At 33.3% G+C, this 25,140-nt stretch carries 21 protein-coding genes; 14 read left to right on the forward strand and 7 right to left on the reverse strand.

Annotated features, from left to right (window positions below):
• The first annotated feature begins 36 nt into the window (after positions 1-36).
• From gtfA to LQ694_RS11880, 4 genes are all read left to right on the forward strand, one after another.
• On the forward strand, positions 37-1,542 hold the full coding sequence (gtfA, locus tag LQ694_RS11865; protein WP_218697065.1) for an accessory Sec system glycosyltransferase GtfA: 1,506 nt from the start codon (positions 37-39) through the stop codon (positions 1,540-1,542).
• Positions 1,535-2,854: an accessory Sec system glycosylation chaperone GtfB gene (gene gtfB, locus LQ694_RS11870; RefSeq protein WP_096791583.1), complete on the forward strand. Its 1,320-nt coding sequence runs from the start codon at positions 1,535-1,537 to the stop codon at positions 2,852-2,854. The genes gtfA and gtfB overlap by 8 nt, the downstream gene beginning before the upstream one ends.
• 362 nt (positions 2,855-3,216) lie before the next feature.
• Positions 3,217-4,524: an LLM class flavin-dependent oxidoreductase gene (locus LQ694_RS11875; RefSeq protein ID WP_218697066.1), complete on the forward strand. Its 1,308-nt coding sequence runs from the start codon at positions 3,217-3,219 to the stop codon at positions 4,522-4,524.
• A 52-nt stretch (positions 4,525-4,576) separates the two neighbouring features.
• Entirely contained in the window at positions 4,577-6,394 is a 1,818-nt protein-coding gene (locus LQ694_RS11880) for a solute:sodium symporter family transporter (RefSeq protein ID WP_218697067.1), read from the forward strand.
• A 45-nt stretch (positions 6,395-6,439) separates the two neighbouring features.
• Here LQ694_RS11880 and LQ694_RS11885 read toward each other — a convergent pair whose 3' ends face one another.
• Complete coding sequence (locus LQ694_RS11885) at positions 6,440-6,853, reverse strand: DUF7679 family protein (protein ID WP_070369394.1); 414 nt, start codon at positions 6,851-6,853, stop codon at positions 6,440-6,442.
• Between the two features lie 575 nt (positions 6,854-7,428).
• Between LQ694_RS11885 and LQ694_RS11890 the strand changes: the two genes are divergently transcribed.
• The 3 genes from LQ694_RS11890 to LQ694_RS11900 all read left to right on the forward strand — a co-directional run bounded on the left by LQ694_RS11890 (position 7,429) and on the right by LQ694_RS11900 (position 11,175).
• The gene (locus LQ694_RS11890) at positions 7,429-8,418 is read left to right on the forward strand and encodes a LacI family DNA-binding transcriptional regulator (RefSeq protein ID WP_049320247.1); all 990 of its coding nucleotides are present in this window, start codon (positions 7,429-7,431) and stop codon (positions 8,416-8,418) included.
• Between the two features lie 131 nt (positions 8,419-8,549).
• A complete protein-coding gene (gene hisD / locus LQ694_RS11895; RefSeq protein WP_218697068.1) occupies positions 8,550-9,827 on the forward strand; it encodes a histidinol dehydrogenase in 1,278 nt (425 codons plus the stop codon).
• Positions 9,828-9,861: 34 nt separating this feature from the next.
• On the forward strand, positions 9,862-11,175 hold the full coding sequence (locus tag LQ694_RS11900; RefSeq protein ID WP_058611825.1) for a GntP family permease: 1,314 nt from the start codon (positions 9,862-9,864) through the stop codon (positions 11,173-11,175).
• Between the two features lie 170 nt (positions 11,176-11,345).
• Here the strand turns inward: LQ694_RS11900 and LQ694_RS11905 are convergent, their stop codons facing one another.
• Both LQ694_RS11905 and LQ694_RS11910 read right to left on the reverse strand, forming a co-directional pair.
• On the reverse strand, positions 11,346-11,453 hold the full coding sequence (locus tag LQ694_RS11905) for a putative holin-like toxin (RefSeq protein WP_065381483.1): 108 nt from the start codon (positions 11,451-11,453) through the stop codon (positions 11,346-11,348).
• A 295-nt stretch (positions 11,454-11,748) separates the two neighbouring features.
• Positions 11,749-11,856, reverse strand: coding sequence for a putative holin-like toxin (locus LQ694_RS11910; protein ID WP_077152217.1), 108 nt, complete (start codon positions 11,854-11,856; stop codon positions 11,749-11,751).
• 534 nt (positions 11,857-12,390) lie between these two features.
• Between LQ694_RS11910 and LQ694_RS11915 the strand changes: the two genes are divergently transcribed.
• A complete protein-coding gene (locus LQ694_RS11915; protein ID WP_070368794.1) occupies positions 12,391-12,864 on the forward strand; it encodes a GNAT family N-acetyltransferase in 474 nt (157 codons plus the stop codon).
• Positions 12,865-12,905: 41 nt separating this feature from the next.
• Here the strand turns inward: LQ694_RS11915 and LQ694_RS11920 are convergent, their stop codons facing one another.
• Together LQ694_RS11920 and LQ694_RS11925 are read right to left on the reverse strand one after the other, a co-directional pair.
• On the reverse strand, positions 12,906-15,788 hold the full coding sequence (locus LQ694_RS11920) for a DEAD/DEAH box helicase (protein ID WP_218697070.1): 2,883 nt from the start codon (positions 15,786-15,788) through the stop codon (positions 12,906-12,908).
• Positions 15,789-15,790: 2 nt separating this feature from the next.
• The gene (locus tag LQ694_RS11925) at positions 15,791-16,183 is read right to left on the reverse strand and encodes a (deoxy)nucleoside triphosphate pyrophosphohydrolase (RefSeq protein ID WP_070368796.1); all 393 of its coding nucleotides are present in this window, start codon (positions 16,181-16,183) and stop codon (positions 15,791-15,793) included.
• Between the two features lie 196 nt (positions 16,184-16,379).
• On the opposite strand from LQ694_RS11925, the gene dcuS reads away from it, so the two are divergent.
• The 6 genes from dcuS (at position 16,380) to LQ694_RS11955 (ending at position 23,667) form a co-directional block, all read left to right on the forward strand.
• On the forward strand, positions 16,380-17,987 hold the full coding sequence (gene dcuS / locus LQ694_RS11930) for a DcuS/MalK family sensor histidine kinase (RefSeq protein ID WP_218697071.1): 1,608 nt from the start codon (positions 16,380-16,382) through the stop codon (positions 17,985-17,987).
• Positions 17,981-18,694 carry a response regulator gene (locus LQ694_RS11935; RefSeq protein ID WP_048540430.1) on the forward strand — a complete coding sequence of 238 codons (714 nt, stop codon included), beginning with the start codon at positions 17,981-17,983 and terminating at the stop codon, positions 18,692-18,694. Before dcuS ends, LQ694_RS11935 begins: the two co-directional genes overlap by 7 nt.
• Positions 18,695-18,830: 136 nt before the next feature.
• Positions 18,831-20,174 (forward strand): 2-hydroxycarboxylate transporter family protein, encoded by a 1,344-nt coding sequence (locus LQ694_RS11940; RefSeq protein ID WP_058612053.1) that lies wholly within the window; start codon positions 18,831-18,833, stop codon positions 20,172-20,174.
• Between the two features lie 27 nt (positions 20,175-20,201).
• Entirely contained in the window at positions 20,202-21,383 is a 1,182-nt protein-coding gene (locus LQ694_RS11945) for an NAD(P)-dependent malic enzyme (RefSeq protein ID WP_058612052.1), read from the forward strand.
• A gap of 138 nt (positions 21,384-21,521) precedes the next feature.
• The gene (locus LQ694_RS11950) at positions 21,522-22,121 is read left to right on the forward strand and encodes a hypothetical protein (RefSeq protein ID WP_065381490.1); all 600 of its coding nucleotides are present in this window, start codon (positions 21,522-21,524) and stop codon (positions 22,119-22,121) included.
• A gap of 124 nt (positions 22,122-22,245) precedes the next feature.
• Positions 22,246-23,667 (forward strand): amidohydrolase, encoded by a 1,422-nt coding sequence (locus LQ694_RS11955; RefSeq protein WP_218697072.1) that lies wholly within the window; start codon positions 22,246-22,248, stop codon positions 23,665-23,667.
• A 189-nt stretch (positions 23,668-23,856) separates the two neighbouring features.
• Here LQ694_RS11955 and LQ694_RS11960 read toward each other — a convergent pair whose 3' ends face one another.
• The gene (locus tag LQ694_RS11960) at positions 23,857-24,741 is read right to left on the reverse strand and encodes a hypothetical protein (RefSeq protein ID WP_096791591.1); all 885 of its coding nucleotides are present in this window, start codon (positions 24,739-24,741) and stop codon (positions 23,857-23,859) included.
• 6 nt (positions 24,742-24,747) lie between these two features.
• Complete coding sequence (locus LQ694_RS11965) at positions 24,748-25,071, reverse strand: hypothetical protein (protein WP_196968731.1); 324 nt, start codon at positions 25,069-25,071, stop codon at positions 24,748-24,750.
• Positions 25,072-25,140: the final 69 nt, after the last annotated feature.

The raw sequence follows: 25,140 nt of genomic DNA on the forward strand, positions 1-25,140 counted from the left end.
TTATAATAATGCTAATTTGTAAAGAAGGGACTTTTTATGACAATATATAATATTAATTATAGTATTGGTTGGGCGAGCAGTGGTATCGAATATGCCCAATTTTATAGAGCTAAGATGCTTCGTGACCAAAAGGAAAGTTTGAAATTTGTGTTTTTAGATTTATTAACACATGAGAATATTCAAACTTTAACAAGTCACATGGGATATTATGACGATGAGATTATTTGGTTATACCAATATTTTACGGATATTAAAATTGCACCTACTTCTTATACAGTGGAAGATTTAATTGATACGCTTGATATGAAAATAACGCGTCGAGAAGAACAGAAAAAAACGATTAAATTATTTAGTGAAGTGAATCAAACGTATGTTGTTTGTTATTTGAAGGAACAAGGCAAGCCATATGTGGATAGAGCTGAGTTTGTTTCTCGTGGAAAATTAATTAGAAAAGACTTCTATACTTATACAAGAACATTCTCGGAATATTATGCGCCACATGAGAATAGAGCGAAAGTTTATATGAGACAATTTTATAATGAAGATGGTTCTATTGCTTATAATGAGTATTTAAATAATAACGGTCATTTATACATGTTTAAGGATCAAATTTTATATTCTAAACAAGAATTTGTTGCTTATTTTATGAAATGCTTGCATTTAACATCAAAGGATATTGTGATTGTTGACCGATCCAAAGGTATGGGACAACCTGTTATTCAAAATAAAGGCGATTCTAAGTTAGGCGTGGTCATTCATGCAGAACATTATAGTGAAAATTCAACAACTGATGATTATATTCTATGGAATAATTATTATGAATATGTATTTTCTCATGTAAATGAAGTGGATTTTTATATTGCAGCTACAGATCGACAAAAAGCAGTTCTGAGTCATCAATTTAATCAATATTATGGAAATCTACCAAAGATATATACAGTGCCTGTTGGTAGTATTCATGATGTGATTAAGCCAGATAATAGAAAACCTTATTCAGTTATAACAGCATCAAGATTAGCCAGTGAAAAACATATAGATTGGTTAGTGAAAGCTGTCGTCAAAGCAAAACAATCTATTCCTGATTTGATATTTGATATATACGGAGAAGGCGCTGAAAGAAACATGCTTCAAAAATTAATCGAAGAAAATGAAGCGAATCACTATATCAAGCTTTTAGGACATGTGAAGTTACAAGATGTATATGCTAATTATGAATTGTTTTTCGCAGGTTCAACAAGTGAAGGTTTCGGGTTAACGTTGATGGAAGCTATTGGCTCTGGTTTAGGTATGATAGGATTTGATGTCGATTATGGAAACACAACATTTATTGGTCATAATGAAAATGGATATTTAATTCCTATCGATAAAAGTTACCAATCAGAACAAGAAATCGTCGACAATTTAGCCGAAGCGGTTATTCAATTTTTCAAAAATGATACTTCATCATTTCATGAGAAATCTTATGAACGTGCTGAACATTTCAAGACTGACAATATTAAACAAAAGTGGTTTCACTTAATTGAAGAGGTGCTACATGATTAATCTATTTGAATCTTTCGATATAAGAACACAACGACTTTATAAAACATTTGAGAACGCAAAGATGAATGTACAAACCATTGTAATTGAAGAAGATGGATTCTTACCTTCAAATGTCATAACACCTTATCAATTTTTCGCTAATAATGATAATCATGCTTCAAAACCTTTATTCTTTAACCAAGTGCCATTGCCAAGATTTTGGGAAATTGAAGGTAATAATAATTCAGCAGAAATTAAAAATATGGGCGAAGTAAAAGGTAGAATTATATATAAGAAGAACTACGGTCTTAGAATAGTTGAGCGAATTGAATGGTTGAACAAACAAGGTAGAACTCAAGTCATTGACTATTATAATAATAAAGGTTTAAAGTATGCGCAATTAATGGTTGATGATAATCAAAGACGTATTATTAAACGATGGTTCAACGATCGAAATGAAGAAATTATAAGTGAGAATTTCGTAACGAATGATATTATGTTGAAATGGAACGATAAAGAATATATCTTTCAATCAAAAGTTCAGTTTGTCATATTCTATTTAAAGATGAGCGAAATGCCTTTAGAAAGCTTTTTAATCAATTCTTTATCTATACCTTTCGCAGTCCTTCATGACTTAAAAGTAGAAGGACACGACTATTTGTATTGGCAAGAACAAATGAAAGATGATTTACCGGGAAATATGAAGCTTATGTTAGCTGATAAGACGAGAGGTAGTAAAATTTTAATACCAAATAATGAGGAATATGATAAAGTACGTGAACTTGTAGAATCTGAACATCAAAGTAGAATTGCGAAAGCAGGTTATGTATACGAGTTTAAAAATAATCATAAAGAAGCGCGCAATGTTCTTACATTAACGAACTCTGATCAGATTCCACATATTGAAGATATCGTTAAAGCTCATCCGCAATATCAATTTCATATTGTTGCTATTACTGAGATGTCTCAAAAGTTACTACAACTTAATAAATATCATAATGTCACGCTACATCCTGTAGCAACTAAAGAGAAAATTCATACTTTATATGAAACATGCGACATTTATTTAGATATTAACAAAGGTAATGAAATTCTGGATGCTATTAAAGTAGCATTTGAGCACCAGTTATTGATTTTAGGATATAAAGAGACAGTGCATAATGCGGATTATATTGCTAAAGAAAATCAATTCTCGTTAGAACATAAAGATCAATTAATCCATGCACTAAAAGAGATAGAAGCGGAACCTACATTAGCTGATGTTAAACGAGAAAGTCAATTGAAGCATGCAAGTTCAATACAAGCACAAGCATTCGAAGCGCTGTTTCAGTAATATACGCCTATAAAGCATACTCCTTTACTATGACCTTATCTGATTTCTTGTTATGATAAGCATGATATAAAGAATATTAAGATAAGAGGTGTTTCAAATGATGTTTATTGCTGCATTCATTCCTGTATTCATTGTTGGCTTTATTATTCTTGCTATTATGGAAGAGAAAAAGAAGAAAAAATAAATTTTCGACTTTTTATATAAATTGAATTTATCTGTACCTACCAATAATTGATGTTGGTAGGTATTTTTATTTTTAAAAATAATTTTTTTGAAAATTGTAAATTGACTCTATAAATAGACAATGGTAAGATATTTCTTATTAATCCAATCGGAATAATAAATTATTGGAGGGGACAAAGATGAAAAGAATGAAATTAGGATATTTTTTAACAGGTTTTGGACATCATGTTGCGAGTAGTAGACATCCTGAGTCTATTAAAAAGGGTGGTATGAATTTAGAGAAGACGATTGAACAGGCGAAGATCTTGGAAAAGGCTAAGTTTGATTTCTTGTTTGTATCAGACAGTTTGTATGTAGATAAGAAGACACATCCTGATATGTTTTCATTTTTCGAACCTTTATCACTTATGTCTATTGTGGCTAGAGAAACGAAGAATTTGGGGCTTATTGTTACGGGTTCAACGACATATTCTGAACCATTCAATCTAGCAAGGATCTTTGCTTCTTTAGATCATTATAGTAATGGTAGAGCTGGTTGGAACATTGTAACTTCTGGTATTAATGCGACTGCATCAAATTTTAACGGAACAAATAATGTGGATCATGATTTAAGGTATGAGCAAGCGGATGAATTTGTAGAAGTTTCTAAACAGTTATGGCATTCATGGGAAGATGTGAATCCTGAAAAGTTACATGATGAAGGTAGATTATTGCCTGATTATCAACCTAAGACGATTGATTATAAAGGACGATTTTACAGTGTGAAAGGGCCGTTAAATATTGAACAACCGCCTCAAGGTCACCCTTTACTTGTGCAAGCAGGTTCTTCTAAGAAAGGTATTGATTTTGCGGCTAAGTATGCAGAAGTTGTGTTTACCGCTCAAAATGATGTGGATGCAGCAGTTCGCTTTGCTGAAAATTTAAAAAGTAAAGTTAAAGAAAAAAGAGGCGATCACCAAGACGTTGTGATTATGCCAGGAATATTTCCGTTTATTGGTGAAACGAGAGAAGCGGCAGAAAAAAATTATAACGAATTACAAGATTTGATTCCTAAAGAAATGGGATTAGAATTATTATCTTCTTATTTAGGGGATACAGATTTAAATGGATATGAATTAAATACACCGTTTGAGGATATTGAAATCGATCAAGGAAACAATATTCAAAGTCGTGTTGATTTGATTAAAGAAACAGCTAAGAAACATCATTCTACACTTGAAGATGTTATGAAACATGTAGCTGGTGCAAGAGGTCATCATATTATCGTTGGGACGCCTGAAGATGTTGCAGATAGAATGGAAGAATGGTTTACGAAAGGTGCTGCAGATGGCTTTAATATTATGGCACCACTCAATCCTACACAATTCCAATTATTTGTAGATGAAGTGGTTCCAATATTACAAGATAGAGGGTTAGTGCAAGAAGATTATAGAGAAGGAACATTAAGAGAAAAAATTGGATTAAGCTATGCTAAGCAACATAATTAAGAACGATTAAAACAGTTAAAGCTGTTATTCTTCTGAAGAGGTGGTCATCAATATGTATGTAGCTTTTACACTTGTTTCATGTGCATTCTTTATCGGTATTGTCGCTTGGTATTCTTACTATAAGACAAAGAATACATTAAATAGTTCTGGTGGATTTTTCTTAGGTGGAAGAGGGTTAACCGGCGGATTTATCGCAGGTGCTTTAATTCTTACTAATTTATCTGCCGAGCAGTTAATAGGATTAAACGGACAAGGTTATAAGAATAACTTATCAAGTATGGGATGGGAAGTAACAGCTGGATTTTCAGTTATTATATTAGCAACCATTCTATTACCCAAATATTTAGGAGGTGCTTTTACGACGCTTCCTGAATTTATAAATTCGCGTTTCGACCATCAAACGAGACTATTAATTGTCGTGTTATTTATGGTGGGTTATGGCTTTATTACTATTCCTTCAGTACTGTATTCAGGCTCATTAGCTGTGATACAAATTTTTGATATACCAAATATGTTTGGCATTACATATGAACAATCAATTTGGATTATCGTTTGGGTTATCGGTATTATCGGAATGCTGTATGCAGTTCTTGGTGGATTAAAAGCAATTGCAATATCAGATACATTAAACGGTATTGGATTACTGATTGTTGGGTTACTTGTACCGATACTTGGATTTATTGCACTTGGTGATGGCAGTATGTTAGCTGGCATGAAGACAATCGCTACAGAACATCCAGAAAAGCTTAATTCAATTGGTTCACAACAAGATGACGTGCCCTTTGGTTCGATTTTTACAGGTATGATTTTTGCTAATTTATTCTACTGGGGTACGAATCAATATGTAATTCAAAGGACACTCGGTGCGAAAAGTTTAGCAGAAGGTCAAAAAGGTGCGTTATTTACAGGATTTCTTAAGATTCTTGTACCATTCTTAATGATGATACCAGGCGTTATCGCATATCATTTATACGGTTCAGGATTAAAGAATATGGATTTAGCTTATCCAACTTTAACTAAAGATGTCTTTCCGACATTTTTAAATGGTTTCTTTCTAGCTGTACTATTAGGTGCCGTATTCTCGAGCTTTAATGCGTTGCTCAATAGTGCATCAACATTGTTTGTATACGATATTTACAAAGTACTCATCAATAAAGAAGCGACTGATAGACAAATGATCAGAGTGAGTCAATGGTTTGGCGTAATCTTGGCGCTTATCACATTCTTTATTTCACCAATGTTAATGAATGCACCACAAGGATTATGGACAATCATTCGTCAGTTTACAGGATTTTTCAATATACCTATCATCGCAATTGTACTGGTAGGGATATTTTCTAAAAGAATTCCAGCTATCGGACCTAAAATTGTGATCATATCACATGTCATTGTTTATTATTTACTTATTTGGGGCTTGCCAATGTTTTTCCATTATGAGATGACGATAAACTTTATTTACATACAAGGATTATTGTTTGTCATTGAAGTCCTTTTAATGATTGTTATTGGAGCAATTAAGCCGTTAAGTACACCTTATCAATTCAAACCAAATCCTAAAGTGGATATGACACCATGGAAATACACCATTCCAGTGACAGTAGTCTTATTTGGGTCAATGATATTCACATTCATATTATTCTCGCCAATAGGATTAGCCTCACAGGAGAATACCGTTTCACCGTTGTTCTGGCCAATGGTCATAGCGCTTGTTATAGTAGTAGGCGTTCTGTATTACGTCAGTCTAAAACAATGGTCACATAAATACGAATCAACCCTAAAGCAACAATACAATAAACAACTTAAAGAAGAATTAAATATAGAACAACAAGGAAATGTTATTACGAATAGCTTAGAACATTCGATAAAATGATGAGAGATATTGTGGTAATAAACAGAATAAGGCTGGGACATTACATTATATCCTAGCCTTATTTTTATACCATTTTTTCCATTGGTAGTATTGATACATGATATTAATCTTAGACTTCAATTTATGATCGTGTCTTAAAAAAGCAGAGCTTCTCCAAAAGTGTTTCCAACCTTTCTTTGACCAATTATCAAATGTTAGAAACTGACCTCTTGTTCGCAGTGCTTTTGGTTTATTGAGATAGAATACATTTTTAATTAAGCCGACACCAATTAATGGTCGATAATTATTCTTTGCGCTATATGGCTCCAAAGGAATGTTGATTAAAGCATGTTTGAACATCTTAGTCCAAGTCTTCGGATTTTCTTTTCGATAGATACGCATCGCTTCCTGTAAATCATTAGGCAATTGATAGTTCAGAACACGCCCATCCAAGCGTTTAACTTTTACATAAAAATACATTTTAGACACAGATGAAAATTACCTCCGAGCGAAAATTAATACCATAATTATACAATAGAAATATATAGAAGGTCTAACGAGAATGTAAGATGAGAAGGGCGGAATGTCGGAGCCCTGAACATTGCAAGTGGAGTGCGACTAGCAATATTCAGGACCTTGTATTTATCAAGACTGGCTAAACAAGATAAATAGAGGCGTTGTATTTATCAAGACTGGCTAAATAAGATAAATAGGCGCCTTGTATTTATCAAGACTAGTGAAACAAGATAAATAGGCGCTTCGTATATTGCAAGACACCCCAATCTAGCAACATAGAACTCCCGTATGTTGCAAGACACCCTAATCTAGCAACATAGAACGCTCGTATATTGCAAGACTGCCGAAAGAAGATAATGGCATCATATGTTAAAATAACAGTAATTAAAATGAATGCTACTAATGTTGAATAATGATAAACAGAATACCTCTATTGACACCAATCGTACCTATTGTTAGCAATTATGCGATTTAAAGAGCGTTAGGTGTTATGAGGTGCATTATGTATAATAAAAGAAATAGATTTAAGGAGGGATTTTATGAGTAGGCAAAGAGTTTCAGCATCTCAAGTAGCCAAATTAGCAAATGTATCTCAATCAACAGTATCGAGAGTATTTACACCTGGTGCAAGTGTGTCTGAAAAAGCACGAAAAAAAGTTATGGCCGTTGCGAATGAATTGAATTATAAGCCGAATGCATTAGCGAGAGGGCTTATTATGAATAAGACAAATCTAGTAGGTATTGCGATGAAAGCAGTGCAGAATCCTTTCTACCATGAAACACTCGCAATATTTACGAAAAAATTAAAAGAAATTGGCTATTCTGTGCTATTTGTAAATTCAGAGAATGAAGAAATACAGCAAGAAGAAATCAATCAATTTTTAGAATATAATGTCGAAGCGATTATAGTGACAGATGCGATTTTGTCTTCTGGTTTAGTTGATAAATTATCTAAAGCACAAATTCCAGTCATCTTATTTAATAGGAGAGATGAATCTTCAGATAGTTATTCAGTAACGTGTGATAATATCAATGCTGCGACGAATATTGCAGATTATTTCTATCAAAGAGGACACAAACATAATGTGTTTATTTCAGGATTATTGAACACTTCTACAAACCAAGAGCGATTAACTGGATTTAAACGTTATTTTGACGAGAAGAATATGGAAATAGATGTTATTCATGGTGACTATACATACGAAAAAGCTTATCATCTTACTTATGAATTTTTGAAATCAGGGAAAAAGATAGATGCATTATTTGGTGCAAATGACGTTACAGCACTAGGTGCCTTAGATGCAATTAAAGCGTATGGTTTATCTGTTCCAGAAGACGTTGAAGTTATAGGGTTTGATGATATTAAGATGGCTTCTTGGCCAAACAATAATCTCTCAACTTGGTCGCAACCTATTGAGGAAATGGTTGATGGTGTCATAAATATTTTAACAGATCCAAATAGCGTGGTTGAGCGAGATCAGTATATTCAAGGAAATTTGGTTAAACGAAAAACAACTGTACATACTTGACAAATGTAAGCGTTTAACATAACCTTGTTATAACACAAATTGCATACGTATTCATACTTTTGAAATGTTCAAAAGTATTCTTTTATATTACATTTTGAATACGTATGCAAAAATATAGGAGGTAATTGCAAATGAAGTTTATCAAAGAAGGTATGGCTGAAGAAATCGTAAAAGAAAGTGACGAAAAGACGAAACAAATTGTTGCAAATACTTTAAAAGACATCGAAGAACAAGGCGATAAAGCGGTAAGAGATTTATCGATTAAGTTTGATAAATGGGATCCTGAACAATTTAAATTATCTCAAGCACAAATTAAAGAAATTGTAGATTCTATTCCTGAAGAAGTTAAACATGATATTGCATTTGCTCAAGATAATATTAAGAAATTCGCAGAAGCACAAAGAGACTCTATGAAAGATATTCATGTAGAAGTTATGCCAGGTGTATTTTTAGGACATAAAAATATACCTGTAGAAAGTGTGGGATGTTACATACCTGGTGGTCGATATCCAATGATTGCATCGGCACATATGAGTATTTTAACAGCTAAAGTTGCAGGTGTAGAGCGTGTTATTGCTTGTACACCACCTATTAATGGAGAGATTCCAAAGACTACTGTCTATGCTATGCATAAAGCAGGAGCTGATGAAATATATATATTAGGTGGCATTCAAGCTATGGGAAGCATGGCAATTGGTACAGAAACGATTCAATCAGTTGATATGATTGTGGGTCCAGGTAATGCATTTGTTGCTGAAACAAAACGCCAAGTCTTTGGTCGCGTAGGTATAGATTTATTAGCTGGCCCGACTGAAACTCTAGTCATTGCAGATGAAACAAGTGAGCCAGAAATGATTGCAACAGATATTTTAGGGCAAGGTGAACACGGTCCAACTTCACCAGGTGCTATTATTTCTACTTCTGAAGAAATTGCGAAAGAAGCGATGAAAGAAATTGAAAGACAATTAGAAACTTTACCTACAGCAGATGTTGCCAGAGAATCTTGGAATAATTATGGCCAAGTGATTGTTGTTGAAGGTGATGAAGAAGCAGTTAAAGAAGCTAATAAATTAGCATTCGAACACGTTGAAATATTAACGAAAGATCCTAGTTACTATTTAGAACATATGAAAAATTATGGTGCATTATTCTTAGGTCCTGAAACAAATGTTGCCTATGGTGACAAAGTCATTGGTACAAACCATACATTACCAACGAAACAAGCGGCTAAATATACAGGTGGTCTATGGGTAGGTAAATTCTTAAAAACTGTGACATACCAACATATAGATGATCCTGAACAAAGTGCAATGATTGGTGAGTATGCAGCAAGACTTTGTCAGTTAGAGAACTTTGCCGGCCATGCAGAACAAGCATTATTACGTGTTAGAAAATATGGTAATCAATAGTCAACAGTGAATGCTTAATTAAGGAGGCTTTACAATGTTAGGGATAATAGGACTTATCGGGGGACTCGTATTACTTACTGTATTAGTAATGCGAGGCATGAATTTATTAATTGTTGCACCAATATCAGCATTGTTTGTTGCTTTATTAAATGGCGTACCCGTCTTTTCACAATTTGCCGAAAAAGGACAAACTGACTTTATAACCGGATATATGGAGGGCTTTTCAGGATTTATAACTTCGTGGTATTTGATGTTCTTAACAGGTGCCATATTCGGTAAAGTCATGGAAGATAGTGGTGCAGCAGAAAGTGTATCACATTGGATTATTAGTAAAATAGGTATGAAACGAGCCGTACTCGCAATCGTCCTTGCATGTGGCGTCCTAACATATGGTGGTGTCAGTCTATTTGTTGTAGCATTTGCAGTATATCCAATGGCTGTTAGTTTATTTAAAGAATCTAATTATCCAAGAAGGTTTATTCCAGCCGCTTTAGCATTAGGATCTACAACATTTACAATGACTTCAGCCGGATCTCCTGAAATACAGAATTGGATTCCTATTCCTTACTTGCATACGAGTCCTTATGCAGCATGGGAAGTAAGTCTCATAACAGCACTCTTTATGTTAATAGCTGGATATCTGTGGCTCATGCATATGATTAAAAAAGCAAAACGAAATGGTGAGATATTTATTGAAAGAGAGAATGATGAATTTGAAAAAAGAAAACATTTACCGAATCCATTTTTAAGTATGATTCCATTATTCGTTGTGTTAATCGTGTCTTTTCTACTACATAACGTATTAGAACAATCAGCGCTTATTATTTCATTATCCAGCGGAATTATAGCAACATGGTTATTAAATCGTAGTTATTTCAGAGATTTTTGGAAAGCAGTAGGAAAGGGAACAGAAGGTGCGTTAATTGCACTTGGTAATACATCAGCAGTGGTAGGTTTTGGGAGTGTTGCTAAGATTACACCAGCCTTTAATGATGCGATTGAATATGTGACACATTTAAACGGATCGCCACTTATTACAGGCGCAGTTGCAGTAATGGTTATTGCAGGATTAACAGGTTCATCTTCAGGTGGACAAACAATCGCGTTGCCAATACTCGCGCCACACTATATAGATATGGGTGTAGATACAGAAGCATTGCATAGAACAGTAGCATTATCATCAGGGACATTAGACTCCTTACCACACGGTGGTTATGCCGTTACTACAATTAGATCTATAGCAGGAGAAACACACAAAGACGCATATCCAGCATTCGGCGCAATGACCGTACTCGTCCCAATCGCAGCCGTTATTATAGCCATTATATTATTCACGTTAGGTATGTAGCATAATGTATATAGAAAATAGACAAAATATACCAAATTATGATATTATGTAAATGAAAAAGGACAACGTGCTGGAACACGTTGCCCGATGAGCCCGTTCGAAAGACGGTGACTGAATTTAAAAAGATTAAATAAATCATCTCTAACTAGTCAAAAGTTGTGAGAGATGGTTTATTTTTTTTGGTTCAATTTAACGATTGCAATCACTAAACCCAACAGTAGTACGATAAAACTACCGAAACTAAACATTAAGTTTAGCGTGTCGCTAATCGGGACCATTACAGCCTTCTCCTTTCTAAAGATTTTGTTGATACTTTCATAAGCATCACCTCACTTTATACTAAGATTGGCCACCATCTATCCAACTTGCTCTGTTATATTATACCAAATTGCCAGAATTTGTTATATATATTTGCAGCTTGAATAGACAAAATATTCCAAGTTATGCTATTATGTAAATGAAAAAGGACAACGTGCGCCAACACGTTGTCCAATGAGCCCGTTCGAAAGACGGTGACAATTAATTTGAGATAAAATAAACCTTCTCTACTAATTGAAAGTTGTGAGAGATGGTTTATTTTTTTTGGTTCAATTTAACAATCGCGATCACTAAACCCAATAGTAGTACGATAAAACTACCGAAACTAAACATTAAGTTTAGTGCGTCGCTAATCGGGACCACTATAGCCTTCTCCTTTCTAAAGATTTAGTTGATACTTTCATAAGCATCACCTCACTTTATACTAAGATTGGCCACCATCTATCCAACTTGCTCTGTTATATTATGGGTTATTGTATAATTTAATTATACAATGTCGACGTGCGCTAACACGTTGGCCAGTGAGCAGGTTCGAGAGATGGTGACTGAATTTTTTAGATTACCTAAAAGTAACCATTCCGGAACTCGGTCAGAAGTTTGATTATTGCTAATTAATATTAAACCAATGATTGATATGACAACCATTAGAATTTCGAAATCAGTCATTCTACTACTTTCAAGGAGCAAAAACCAACATCATAGGCATCACCTTTGAAATAGAGATTAGCTACCATCTTTCGAACTTGCTTGTATTAATATAAAGATAACATCAATCATTCCGTAAACTTGATTAATAGTTGGGAATGGTTATTTTTTTGTAATCATTTAATGCTCATAGCACAAATTAAAGAGTATTTAATATAATTTAGTTAAAGTACAAGAAGCGGGTGATTAACGATGAAAGTGATTCATACTAATGACATCAATAAACAAGTACTCATCGATTTGTTTATTGATAACTGGGGAGATGATGAAATGGTTGTCTCTTCAGGAACATATCAATTATCAGAATTACCAGGATTTGTTGCGTACGATGAAGCGGAAATAATTGGTGTGATTACATATATAATAAGAAATGATCAAATAGAAATTATTTCATTGGATAGTTTTAGGGAGAATGTAGGAATAGGAAGTCAATTGTTGAAAAAGTTAGAAGAAATATCTGAGGAAAAGGATATAACAAACATTTCAGTCATAACAACAAATGATAACTTAAATGCTTTGAAGTTCTATCAAAAAAGAGGATATAACATCACAAAAGTTATTCCAAATGCAGTAGAAAAAGCAAGAAAACAAAAGCCATCCATTCCACTATTTGCAGAAAACGGAATTCCAATTCGAGATGAAATAGTGTTGGAGAAATATTTGTAGAGAATTGAAAAGTCTAGAACCATGATGTCCTAGACTCTTCCCTACGCCTCTATGATATATCTATATATTTCGTCTTTTACAGGTGATTCCATAGATAATGTCATTGTGACGATATTTTGTTGTTTAGCGTTTGGCATGATTGTTTGTTCTGCTGAATCTTTAATGTAGTGGGCTTTTCCCAGGTAATAAAATTCTTTTCCGTCTGCCACGTCTTCTTTCTTTACAAAGATATACATGTCTATATTATTTTCTTGATGTGCTAAGATTTTTTGGACTTCTTTTGATTCTAATGTACGATTACTTCTTGTAAACCATTTGAGTTCGTCGGGACTTAGGAATTCATCTTCGTACTTTGTATTATCACTGATATCATCTTGTTTATGATATGTAATGAAAATTGGTAAAGTATTATTTCCGAATTTATAGCCGTTTATTGTTCCGGACTCATCAGATTTCCAGTTTAGTAATTTAACGAAGTCTTTTCTTGTATATTTGTTATATAGTAGTAAGCCGTTTTGGTTACCGTGATGTACCATGTTATTGTATTTAGCTAATTCAATAATGTCATCAACGTATGTTTTGAATACTGTTTTTTCTAGTGCTGATGAAAATGTATCGGTCACTCTAACCTCATCATCGATTATGTTGATAATAGGGCTACCATACGTTTTGTTTATTGTAACGCTAAAGAAACGATGGTCTAAAATTTTCAAGGTTGTCTGAATGTCATCGTTTGTAACGTTTGAATCAATTTGTTGTGCGATTGGTAGTAGCTCATGTATTTTATGAGGTCTTCTAATAATAGCTTCTAAAATTGTATAATCAACGTTTTTTAAGCCTGGTGCGATTTCTCGAGACAAGAACGTTAAGTTGAGACTTTCATTTTTAGTTAATGTGTCTTCAGTTTTCTTGAATCTGACTAGGAATTCATGATAGTTATTATAAGTACTGTCACTAGAATATATCACGCTAGGATCTATAGAATTCTGTCTAATGAAATCCATTAATAATGGCGTTCGACCAATTCTTTGTTCAACTTCATTAAAAGCCTGTTTAATGTGAGCTGCTGAACTCAAGTTGACTTGTTTTAGTGAATCATATATTTGTTTCTTAGCTACTTCTTCAAAGTTGATAGTAGAAACACCTGTTAATGCAGTATTATCCGCTATAAATCTTCTGTAATTATCTTTATTTTGTGATTGATCACCAGATAATGCGACTGGAATGAGGTAGTTTTTCTTATAGTTACCTATAAAATCAATAACCGTTAAATATTCTTTGTTTTCTGCTTTTCTTAAGCCTCTACCAAGCTGTTGAATAAAGATAATACTTGATTCTGTCTCCCTTAACATGACAATCTGATTTACAGGTGCGATATCAATACCTTCGTTAAATAAGTTAACGGTAATAATGTAATTGATTTCTCCTGATTTTAGTTGTTCGATTGCTTCTTGTCGTTTATCCATGTTGTCTTCACCAGTCAATGCAAGTGAAGGTATGTTAAGAGCAGTTAATTTATTAGCGAGCTCCCATGCTTCATCTTTTCTACTAACGAAAATAAGTCCTTTAAGTGTGTCACCAGAGTATCCATAGTATTGAGTCTTTTCTAGAATATGTTTAACTCTTTCATCAGAAGTTAAATCTGCTAAACTACTGTAATCGTCTGTAGATTGACCATTAAGCACATAGTCTGTGACACCGAAATAATGGAAGGGACAGAGTATTTCACTTTCTAGCGCTTTTTGTAATCTAATTTCATAAGCGATGTTGTAATCGAACATTTCAAATATATTTAAATTATCGGTTCTTTCAGGTGTTGCGGTCATACCAAGTACAAAATCAGGTGTAAAGTAATTGAATACCTTTTGATATGATGAGGCAGCAGAGCGATGCGCCTCATCGTAAACGATATAATCAAAGTACTTTTCATCAAACTGCATAAAAACATCTTCTTTAGATAATGTTTGAATCGTTGCAAATAAATATTTAGCGTTAGTATTCTTTTGTTTCCCTGTTAATAAGCCAAAATCCTTATCTTGTGCGAATGGCAGTACTTTTTTAAATTCTTGAATAGCTCTTTTTAAAATACCTTCATTATGAACGATAAATAGAAATTGATTAGGATTGTAACTTCTCACATCTAATGCAGAGAGAATTGTTTTTCCTGTACCAGTAGCTGAAATGATCAGTGCTTTATCTTTATGCTCTTTTCTGAGTTCAGCTAATGAATGTAATGCTTCTTTTTGCATAATGTTAGGTTCGATTCTAACTGCTGCATCAATATTTTTTTGGATTTCATTTTGTTGCTCGGTAATGCGTTGTGCTTCTTTTAAATTACGGGCATCATATGTTTTCTCATAATCTTGAATCCATTCATCAGAAAGAGGGGTACTATTATGCCATAGTTCATCAAATTGTGCTTTAATATTATAAACGAGGTCGCCATTCTTTTGAGTAGAAAGTAAGATATTATGTTCGTAGTTAACTTTTAAAGCGTTAGAAGTTAAATTAGAACTTCCGACAATCATGGACGAATAATGTTCATGGTCAAATACATAACCTTTAGCGTGAAATCCATTAACACCAGTTAATTTTACATCTACATTTTTAAGCTTTAATAATTCTTTATACATTTTAGGCGTATTGAACCCCAAATAATTCGAAGTAATAATTTTACCTCGAACACCTTTTTTGTCTAAATCATATAGATGCGATTTTAAACTTGCTAATCCACCTTCTGTGATAAAAGCGACTGAAATCGTGAATGTCTTACATTTATGCAGTTCATTAATAATAGTAGAAAGTACATTTTCTTCATTATTATTAACTAATAATTTCGGCATGAAATTACCTTTATGTGAAATTGTACGATCTATAAACCCTTTGTGTAGCGACTGATTAAAGTCTTCTAATAAATTGTTCATATTTATACCTCATCTACAATGATTTTGACAGCAGGTATATCGGCCGGTGCCCATTCTAAAGTTTCAAGATCTTTAACATCAAGCCATTGAATACTTTTATGTTCAGTAAGTGTAGGCATTCTTTCTTTCAATTTACATTTATATGTATGAAGGTTAACTATTCCAAAGTCATATTCATAAGAAGTAGAAGTAACTTTATCACCAACTTCAAGATCACATAACATTTCTTCACTGATCTCTCGTTTCAAAGCTTCTATTTCAGATTCACCTTTTTCTATTTTACCGCCAGGGAATTCCCACATAAGAGGTAAACTCATATTTTCATTTCTTTGTGCACAAAGTACCTTATCATCATTAAAGATAATTGCACCTACAACTTCGATTTGTTTTTTCAAAATATTACCTCCAAAAATTATGATATTTGTCTATATTTTATCAAAAATTGTTCTCAAGGTTAATAAAATGTAAAATTACGATCCATAAAAATTCAACTTTAGATAATTTCCAGTGATTTATTATATGAAAACTAGGAATATGATATATTCTTAATAATTAATGACATTTGTAATGTTTACTAAAGGCGGTTATGTTTTGAAGAAGCAAAGATTAAAGTTGAGTACGCTTGTGATTATTGTGGTTTGTATTGTGGTGCTATTTTCTTTATTAATTACGTGTTTATTAATCAGTAATACGATTAAGGATACGATTCATAGAACGACGAAGGAGAAGGCGGAGGTTATTGGTAAGACGATTGCGGGTTCTGAGGTTGTTCAGAAGTCTTTGGCTGAGGATAGTGATGATCGTAAGATTCAAGAATATACGTCTAAGATTCAAAAAACAACGGACATGAGTTTTATTGTTGTCATGGATATGAATGGCATTAGAAAGTCTCACCCGAATGAGAAATTGATTGGTAAGCATTTTAAAGGTGGCGATGAGGGGGACGTCTTACATGGTAAACCTGGTACGTCTATTGCAAGAGGTACGCTTGGTTTAACGATGCGTGCTTTTACGCCTATATATGCTGATGGTAAACAAGTGGGTGCGGTATCGGTTGGTGTGCCTATGCAGACGGTATATGAAGCTTTGGCAGATGGTAATAAGAAAATTATGATTGGTTCTGTGATTGGTTTAATTGTCGGTGCTATTGGCGCGTATTTATTATCGATTTATATTAAGCGTATTTTGTTAGGACTTGAACCTTCTCATATCGCGAAAATTCTAGGTGAACGTAATACAATGTTACAGTCTGTTCATGAAGGGATTGTGGCAGTTGATAAAGAAGGTAAAATTAATCTGGTCAATAAGTCTGCAATGGATATTTTTAAGAAGGCAGGTCTTAAAGGTGATCCTATAGGTATGCAAATAAATGATTATATGGCTTCGACACAATTGCCGAAGATTGTTGAGCTTGGAATGCCTGAACTTGATAAAGAGCAAGATATTAATGGTGTGAAGATATTGGTGAATAGAGTGCCATTGATTGTGAATAATGACATTGTAGGTGCGATATCAACGTTTAGGGATAAGACAGAAGTGCACAAATTATCAGAGCAGTTGGTTGGTGTTCGAACGTATGCAGATACGTTAAGAGCTCAATCGCATGAATTTAGTAATAGATTGCATGTAATTTCTGGTATGTTGCAGATGGAACATTACGACGATTTAAAACAGTATATACGCGAAATTGTTGAACTTGGTAGTCAAGAAAGTGGAGATATCACATCGAAGGTTAAAGATGCTGCACTAGCTGGTTTCTTAATTGGTAAACTTAGTTTGGCACGTGAACAACAAATCAAGCTTTCTATCGTGAATCATACTACGATACCAGAACCGAAAGATTCATATATTACGCATGAAGTGATTACCATTATCGGTAATTTAATTGATAATAGTATAGACTCATTAGTATCATCATCACTTAAAAAGAAAACAATTGATGTCCACTTGAACTATAAACAGGATCAATTAATGATAGATGTGATAGATTCGGGTGTAGGGCTTAATCATGAACTAGATGCACATATATTTGAAAAAGGCTTTTCTTCTAAAGGAGAGAATAGAGGATATGGTTTGCACCTTGTTCAACAAAGTGTTGAAAAGCTTGATGGTCAAATATCAATAGATGCCCATGAAGCAGGAAATGTACAGTTCTCAGTTGTTATAAACTATCCGAAAAAGGACGAAGATAAATGTTAAATATACTTATAGTTGAAGATGACCCAATGGTTGCGCAAATCAATCGTCAATTTATAGAAAAAATAGATCCTGAAGCGTTAGTTGATTTTGCACAGAATGTAACAGAAGCAATGGAAGTCATTCAGTCAAAGACAATCGATTTATTATTGTTAGATATATACATGCCAGAAGAAAATGGCTTAACTTTTTTGAAATATGTAAGAGAGCAAGGTTATCAAGTAGATGCGATACTGATAACAGCTGCTACAGATGCTGAAGATATTCAGACAGCCTTCAGATATGGCGCGGTAGATTATTTAATTAAACCATTTGAATTTGAAAGATTTAAGAAGTCTTTACTTAAATACAAGCAAGGACAGACTTTCTTTAAAGGTAATCATCAAATTAAACAAGCAGATATTGATGCAGAGTTCTTGAATAAACAAGTTGTTACAGATGATTCAGAACTGAAATTGCCAAAAGGTGTCACAAAAGAAACGTTACAAAGCATCATTGAGAAGATGAATGACTTTGAAGATCATGCATTTTCAACAGATGATATTTCTAAAGCAGTTAATATTTCAAGAGTATCTGTAAGAAAGTATTTAAAATTCTTAACAGATATTGAAGTTTTAGAAGAGTCATTAACATATGGTATCGGCCGACCGATCTACTTCTACAAGTTAAATAAAGACAACTTAAAATATTTACAAGGCTATATGTCATGATGATGTCTAAATGAAAAACCAAACGATACGTTTCGTTTGGTTTTTTTAATTACAAAAAGATAATTAAAATTTCATAAGCTATAATTTTTGGTTGCGTTTTCATAAAATGAGTTTATATCAATTAAGGGGGATAAAAATGAATACGAAGACCAATTTGGAAGCGGTTACCGAGAATGAGTTACCTATCCAAAATAATATAAAAAGCTTATGGGAAAAATTGATGAAAGCTAAAGTTGGTGTATTGCCATTACCGTTATACATTGTCTTAGCTGCAATTATATTAACAGCATCTATATATAATACGTTACCAGCAGATATGATTGGTGGATTTGCTGTCATTATGATTTTAGGAATATTGCTCGGTGATTTAGGGCAGAGAATTCCTATATTAAAAGAAATAGGTGGACCAGCTATATTAGCATTGCTCGTACCTTCTATTTTAGTATTTTTAAATGTGATTAATACATCTTCAATGGAAGCTGTTACGACTTTGATGAAGACGTCTAATTTCTTGTATTTCTATATTTCTTGTTTAGTAGTCGGTAGTATTTTAGGCATGAATAGGAAAGTATTAATTCAAGGTTTCACACGCATGTTTGTACCTTTAATAGTGGGTACAGTCTTAGCTGTCGTAGCAGGTATGTTAGTTGGATTATTGTTTGGATATGATTTACAACATACTTTCTTCTATATCGTTGTACCAATTATCGGTGGCGGTATTGGTGAAGGGATACTTCCATTATCTATAGCATATTCATCTATTTTAGGTGGCTCAGCAGAATCATTCGTATCTCAAATGATTCCAGCAGCTGTTATTGGGAATATCTTCGCAGTTGTCAGTGCAGGGCTTATGATGCGTTTAGGTGAAAAGAAAAAACATCTTTCAGGAAATGGGAAGTTAGTAAAATCTGAAGATGGTAATGAAGTTCCTGAAGAAAAAGAGAAAGTCATTGATTTCTCACTAATGGGTGCAGGGTTACTCATTGCTTGTACATTCTTTATTGTTGGTACGCTTGGTCAGAAATTCATTGGTGTCCCAGGACCGGTTATTATGATTTTATTTGCGACACTAATTAAGTGTCTTAAAGTGATGCCACACAAAATGGAAGACGGTGCGCATAATTTATACAAATTTATTTCAACAAGTTTAACTTGGCCGTTAATGGTCGGTCTCGGTATGCTTTATATTCCATTAGAAGATGTTGTGAAGATTGTGACACCAGCATACGTTATCGTATGTGCGTCAGTTGTATTTGTCATGATATTATCTGGATATTTCGTAGGAAAATTAATGAAGATGTATCCCGTTGATGCAGCAATCGTAACAGGTTGTCATAGTGGCTTAGGTGGTACAGGAGATGTTGCGATATTATCAGCATCTAAACGTATGGCTTTAATGCCGTTTGCACAAGTTGCTACTAGAATCGGTGGTGTATCTACCGTAATCTTAGCATCACTATTATTAAAATTATTAAGCTAAATATAAATAAATAAGGAGTAAATAAAAATGACTGAAAGTAATGAATACGGAGAATCTATAAATTTACATCAAGAACGCGCAGGTAAAATTGAAATCACGAGCAAAGTAGATGTGACTTCAGAAGAAGATTTAAGTGTTGTCTATACACCAGGTGTTTCTGCAGTATGTAGAGCAATTGCTGAAGATGAAACAAAAGTAAATACTTTAACTGCTAGAGGTAACATGATTGCAGTTATTACAGACGGAACAGCCGTACTTGGTTTAGGTGATATCGGTCCGAAAGCAGCCATTCCTGTTATGGAAGGTAAGAGTATTCTCTTTAAAAAACTTGCGAATGTTGATGCTTTTCCAATTTCATTAGACACGAAAGATACTGAAGAAATCATATCAATCATTAAAGCGTTACAACCTAATTTTTCAGGTATCAATTTAGAAGATATTTCAGCACCTCGTTGCTTTGAAATAGAAAAGCGTTTAATAGAAGAATTAGATATTCCTGTATTTCATGACGATCAACACGGAACAGCGATTGTCGTTCTTGCAGCACTGATCAATGCACTTAAAGTTGTAGATAAAGCAGAAAAAGATGCAAAAATCATTATAAATGGCGCAGGTTCAGCAGGCATTGCGATTGCGAAATTATTGCTAGAAGCGGGTTATCAAAATATTACGCTCGTTAGTCTAGAGGGTGTCTTAAATAAATCAGAAGAATGGTTGAATGATGCACAAAGAGAAATTGCTGAATATACAAATCTTGATCATATCCAAGGTACTTTAGAAGATGTCATTAAGGATGCAGATGTATTTATCGGCGTATCAGGTCCAAAAGCATTATCAAAAGAACATGTACAATCAATGAATAACGATCCAATTATCTTTGCATTAGCAAATCCAACACCAGAAATTTATCCAGAAGAAGCGTATGAAGCTGGTGCAGCAATCGTTGGAACAGGTCGTTCAGACTATCCAAATCAAATTAATAATCTGTTAGCATTCCCTGGTATATTTAGAGGCGTATTAGATGCCAAGACACAACATATCACAACTGAAATGAAAATAGCAGCAGCAAAAGCCATAGCAGCAACAATTCATAAAGATGAACTCAATGCGAATTATGTCATACCAAATTCATTAGAAAAAAGAGTCGTCGATCAAGTAGCAACATCAGTCCAACAATGCGTAGAAAATAAAACAGAGGTGTTGGTGTAAGGTATATTTAGAAATAGTTCAAAAAGAATAGAGAAATCTATTCTTTTTTTATTTAGGTTACTATAGAAAGTCATTTTGATATGAATTACAATACATTTATAAACTTTTTTATGAAAATTACAGTTCGGAGGAAGGAATTTGAAACAGATATTTTCGGGAATGATATTAGTTTTACTACTTTTAATCGTTGGTGTATTTGGTTTCATCGCATATCAATTTATTGCTGGTGATAATCGTATTGAATTTTCTAGTAATCAACAAACAGCTGATAAAGAACCGAGTAGTGAAGAAAGTGAGGATAAAGAATCGAGTGATGATTCTGAGGAACCAGAAGGCGATCCTCCAAGTATTGACGTCCAAACGACTCAATTTAGCCAAGGCTTTATGAATTCTGATGTAAGAAGCGGATTCTATGGTGTAGGTATTGGATTGTCACGAGATGCCATTGAAAAGAAATTCGGGAAGTCAGATGGACGTATAGAAGCTGGACAATCTCATGCTGAAAAATATGGCAATGTAGCCGTAAGATATAATAGTAAAGATAAAGCAGAACATATATACGTAGCGCCGACAAATGTAACAGTAGAAGCATTTAAATCCGTTCACGGAACACCGACTATAGAAAATAGCGATGGGTTAGTTTATGATGATAATCCAAACAATTCCTTCTCAATATTAATAACGACAAAGAATGGTAAAGTAACAGCCATTGAAAATGCCAATCAAATACAAAGATAATATAATGCCAGCTATGATGATGTAGCTGGTATTTTTATATGTAATAGGAAATACCTATAAAATACCTCTAAATGAATATATTACACCTTTGTGGTAAAATTTATATTTAAAGGGGGATGGTTTTATGAGTAGAGTAAAGTTTTTGAAAGATTATAGAGATAGTCATCTAGACCAGTTCAAGGCAATTAGTGAATATTTATTTTATCATCCAGAGTTAAAGTTTAAAGAATTTCAATCTGCAGAATATCTTATGAAACAATGTGAAGTGTTGGGTTTTAAAGTTGAAGGTAATGTAGCAGAAATTGAGACTGCTTTTGTTGCTTCATACGGGGCAGGTAAGCCAGTCATTGCAATTTTAGGAGAATATGATGCGCTACCAGGTTTATATCAGACACCAAACTCAGCTTCGAAAAATGACGAAGGGAATAAGGTTGGTCATGGATGTGGTCATAACTTGTTAGGTACAGGTTCACTTATGGCGGCAGCTATGGTTAAAGCTTATATGGAAGAACATCAACTAGAAGGTACAGTAAGATACTATGGTTGTCCGGGTGAAGAAATTGGTTCTGGTAAGACATTCATGGTTAGAGATGGTGCTTTTGATGATGTTGATTTTGCATTATGTTGGCATCCGTCACCTTCTAACAGTGTGATGAATTTGTCATCACTTGCCAATTACTTAGTGAATTTTCATTATAAAGGTATTTCATCACATGCTGCTAATAGCCCTCATCTTGGTAGAAGTGCTTTAGATGCTGTTGAGTTAATGAATGTTGGTGCCAATTATTTGAGAGAGCATGTTACAGAAGATGTGAGATATCATTATGCATTACATGACGTAGGTAGTTCATCGCCAAGTGTTGTACAAGACTCAGCAACAGTACAATATTTGATTCGTGCCAAGACAATTGATACAGTTCATGATGTCTATGATCGTATTAAGAAAATTGCACAAGGTGCTGCTTTAATGACTGAAACTGAAGTAGAAATCGACTTTGTTAAAGGGTGCTCAAATTATATTCCGAATACACAATTAGGCTTTCAATTACATCACTCATTAGATGAAATTTATGAGTATCAAGCAAGTCGTGATGATGAACAATTTGCAAAAGAAATTTTTAATTCATTAACAGACAATGAACAAAAAAATAAATTAACAAGTTTAGTAGGGTTTGGATTTTTAGATGATGAAGAGGCTTTAGAAGGTAAATATATATACGATAAAGTCAGTCCTTATAAAGAGACAGATCACATATTATCAGGCTCTACCGATGTATCTGATGTAAGTTGGGTAGTACCAACTGGCCAAGTGTCATGTGCAACCTCAGCTATCGGAACACCATTACATACATGGCAAATGACAAGCCAAGGATTATCAAACTTAGCAGTACAAGGCACAAGTAACGCTGCTATGACAATGGCACATACAGCAATAGAACTATTAGATAATCCAAATTTAAGGTCACAAGTAGAACAAGAATTTAAACAATTCCGTAGTAAAAATGAATATAAAAATCCAATACCAAAAGGCGTATTACCTAGGTAATAATTGGAGAATAAATATGGTGTGAGTTGAAGGGTGAAAAGAGGTAAGAGATGGCCTAAGTTATAGCTTATCCTCATACAAACTCAATATTCAATTGATTTCTCCATCCTACATACGACAAAAAAGCATGGCCAATCCACTATGGTCATGCTTTTTGAATACAATCGCATCAATTTAATTTTAATAATACTAGTCTTCTTTATAGTAAACATAATACGATTCATCTATAAATGATTGAATAAGTTTTTCTTCATAATCATCAGCAAAATGCTCACAGTCATCATCATGATATATATATTTACCACTTACAAATTCAAAATAATGACCAACCTCATGACAAAGAATTCTAATAATGTTCAGAACTGCATCAAATTCAGTTAAGTTTTCTTTTAAACTCTCATATTCTTCCGTGCTTACAACAATTAAAGGATAGTTGAATATAGAATTAGGATATTTAAAATATCCTCGTGCCATTCCACCTTCTAGAGAGTTATTTGTTACAACAATTTTCGTTTTTAAGGGAAACTCATAATGATTTAATAAAAACTTTCTGACCATCTTAAATGCTCTTTTCAATTCATAGGGTATATGATCATTAAATTGTAGAGTTATACCTTTTTTGTATGATGATAAATTTCTGTGAAATAGCATTATATATTGATGAGTGAGTCTTTCATTAATATAGTACATTTTTGTTTTATAATCATTAAAGTTATTATGATACTCTATGAAAGTTATTTTCTCATTATCTAAAATGAAGAATTTAGCTATTTGTAAATTCAAATCATATAAAATGTCCAAAAATGCATTATCATAATCACTCAATTGTATATTATATCGTTGTTTAGTTTGTAAAATATCTTCAATTTCATATAAAGAAACATAAATTACGCGATCATGAAAATCGACTTGGATATCATTTAAATCGCCATATGTATAAATTGGATGGTCATGAACGATTACTTTCACTTGTTGAGATAATTTATGGTATTGATTAAACCATTTTTCATATTGTTTGAGTTCATTACTAATTGTATGATGCTTAGTTTTTAGTGAAAATTTTAAACTTATCATTTATTATCACTTTCTTTTCTTATTTGAGCCTCTAGTTTTCTTTCCGTCTTTATGTTTTTTACTTGGAGTATGTGCTCCAGGTTTTTTAGCGCGTTGGTCTTTTCTTCTATTAAAGTTAGATTTCTGTCTACCCTTATACTTTAATTCTCTTCCTTGCTTTTTCTTACCCATAGCATAAGCTTTAGAATGAAATAAATTTTCTCCACTTATAAATTTAGTTTTTGAAACCATGCTTCCCGAAGAATCTAGTGAATCTATGCTTCCTATAATTGATATTAGCATAATTAAAGCGAACATAGACTTTGAAAATTTTATTAACATACCTTTCATATTAACAACCTCCAAATATATAGATAACATTATTATCTATATATACCATAAAATATAAATATAAAAATG

Origin of the sequence: Mammaliicoccus sp. P-M58, from assembly GCF_022386165.1 — a bacterium.
In the GTDB taxonomy this organism is placed as follows: domain Bacteria; phylum Bacillota; class Bacilli; order Staphylococcales; family Staphylococcaceae; genus Mammaliicoccus; species Mammaliicoccus sciuri.